The organism is Pseudomonas sp. GM74 (genome assembly GCF_000282455.1).
Classification (GTDB): domain Bacteria; phylum Pseudomonadota; class Gammaproteobacteria; order Pseudomonadales; family Pseudomonadaceae; genus Aquipseudomonas.
Genome location: NZ_AKJG01000080.1, coordinates 1 through 2,301, shown reverse-complemented (window position 1 = coordinate 2,301; position 2,301 = coordinate 1). Strand labels below are relative to the sequence as shown.

The window sequence follows — 2,301 nt, the reverse complement described above, 5'->3', positions numbered from 1 at the left end:
CATCCATGCCGGGTTGCCCACTGCGCAGAACCTACGCTCGGCCTCACGAGGGGGCGTACACCGCAACAGCGCCCGAGGCGGCCTACCGGCCGGCCTGGTCGCGGGTTTCGTTCGCCTGTAATGCCTTTGGTTGGCTGTCAGGCCGCCTTCGCGGGCAAGCCCGCTCCCACAAGGTTCTGTGCTTGCCACATGATCCGGGTACGACACATAACCTGTGGGAGCGGGCTTGCCCGCGAAGAGGCCGGAAGATTCAACATCAACATCGGCTGTCAGGTCGCCATCGCGAGCAAGTCGGATCGCCACACCGCCGCGCCCACAGAACAGCAAAAGCAGATCGGCATACACCCACGCTTTTCACCACTCATCAGGTCGAGCGTTAGCTCGCCTGCAGCTTTTGATCTTGATCCACCCGCCCCCTCGGAAGGCCTCGTTCCGGCGTTCATCCGGGGGGTAGGCGCGCAGCGCCGTTCGGCGCAGCCGAACACATCGAGAGGAGGTCGAGCGAAGCCGACCGGAGGCGATGCCCCCGGATGAATGCCGGAGCGAAGGAACCCCGAGCCTAAGCGAGGGGCCGTACGTAAGGGGCGAGCGCTTTTGGTTACTTTTAAGGCGCTTGTTAAAAGTGACCCGCTGTAAGAGCGGAACCATAAGCCGCCGTTACCGCAGCAACGGATAAGTACTCAGTCGCTATTCAGAGCGGCACCACACCCTCGACAATAATCACCTCAGCCAAAGCCACCCCCTCACGATACCCCCTAGCCTCCTGATACAACGCCGAGTGATAGCAAGCCACCGCCTGCTCATAGGAATCAAACTCGATCACCACACTGCGTTGCGGCGTAGACCGACCTTCCATCGCCTCGCTACGCCCACCCCGCGCCAGAATCCGACCGCCATACAGGGCAAAGGCCTTCGGCGCCCGCTGAGTGTATTGGCTGTAATGATCGGGGTCGGTGACATCCACGTGAGCAATCCAGTACGCCTTCATAGTGACCTCTCGGTTATTTTTGTATTATGGTATACCACATTGCTCATCCAACAAACACTGAGACTCCAGCATGGCCTTCAACAGCATCGAAGAAATCATCGAAGATTACCGCCTCGGCAAAATGGTCCTGCTGGTCGACGATGAAGACCGGGAAAACGAAGGCGACCTGTTGCTGGCCGCCGATTGCTGCACGCCCGAGGCCATCAGCTTCATGGCCCGAGAAGCCCGTGGCCTGATCTGCCTGACCTTGACCGACGAGCACTGCAAGCGCCTGGGCCTGGAGCAGATGGTGCCCAGCAACGGCAGCGTGTTCAGCACCGCCTTCACCGTGTCCATCGAAGCGGCCGTCGGCGTGACCACCGGCATCTCCGCAGCGGATCGGGCGTGCACCGTGGCCGCTGCCGTCGCCGCCAACGCTGGCCCCGCCGACATCGTGCAGCCGGGCCACATCTTCCCGCTACGCGCCCGGGAAGGTGGCGTGCTGACCCGCGCCGGTCATACCGAGGCCGGTTGCGACCTGGCCCGCCTGGCCGGCTTCACCCCGGCCTCGGTGATCGTCGAAGTGATGAACGACGACGGCACCATGGCCCGCCGCCCGGACCTGGAAGTGTTCGCGCGCAAGCACGGGATCAAGATCGGCACCATCGCCGACCTGATCCACTATCGCCTGAGCACCGAACACACGATCGTGCGCATCGGTGAACGTGACCTGCCGACCGTGCACGGCACCTTTCGTCTGATCACCTTTGAGGATCGCATCGAAGGCGGTGTCCACATGGCCATGGTCATGGGCGATCTGCGCCGCGAGCAACCGACGCTGGTGCGCGTGCATGTGATCGACCCGTTGCGCGATCTGGTCGGTGCCGAGTACAGCGGCCCGAGCAACTGGACGTTGTGGGCCGCCTTGCAGCGTGTCGCCGCCGAAGGCCACGGCGTGGTGGTGGTGCTGGCCAATCACGAATCCTCCCAAGCGTTGCTCGAACGCGTGCCGCAATTGACCCAGCCGCCCCGGCAGTTCAGCCGCTCGCAGTCGCGGATCTATTCGGAAGTGGGTACCGGTGCGCAGATCCTGCAGAACCTGGGTGTCGGCAAATTGCGCCACCTCGGCCCGCCGCTGAAGTATGCGGGCTTGACCGGGTATGACCTGGAAGTGGTGGAGAGTATCTCGTTCACCGAGTGATCCTCGGCCCAGGCCTTTTGTAGCAGCTGGCGAAGCCTGCGTTCGGCTGCGTAGCAGTCGCAAAACCTGAGGTCCTGAAATACCAGGTCGCCTGATTTAGCGGCTGCTACGCAGCCGAACGCAGGCTTCGCCA

General features: G+C 62.7%; 2 protein-coding genes. One reads left to right on the top strand and one right to left on the bottom strand.

From position 1 onward, the window contains the following. Positions 1 to 691 precede the first annotated feature (691 nt). Positions 692 to 988 (bottom strand): DUF1330 domain-containing protein, encoded by a 297-nt coding sequence (locus tag PMI34_RS11325; protein WP_008050962.1) that lies wholly within the window; start codon positions 986 to 988, stop codon positions 692 to 694. Between the two features lie 70 nt (positions 989 to 1,058). Between PMI34_RS11325 and ribBA the strand changes: the two genes are divergently transcribed. Then, positions 1,059 to 2,168, top strand: coding sequence for a bifunctional 3,4-dihydroxy-2-butanone-4-phosphate synthase/GTP cyclohydrolase II (gene ribBA, locus PMI34_RS11330; RefSeq protein ID WP_008050960.1), 1,110 nt, complete (start codon positions 1,059 to 1,061; stop codon positions 2,166 to 2,168). Positions 2,169 to 2,301 lie beyond the last annotated feature (133 nt).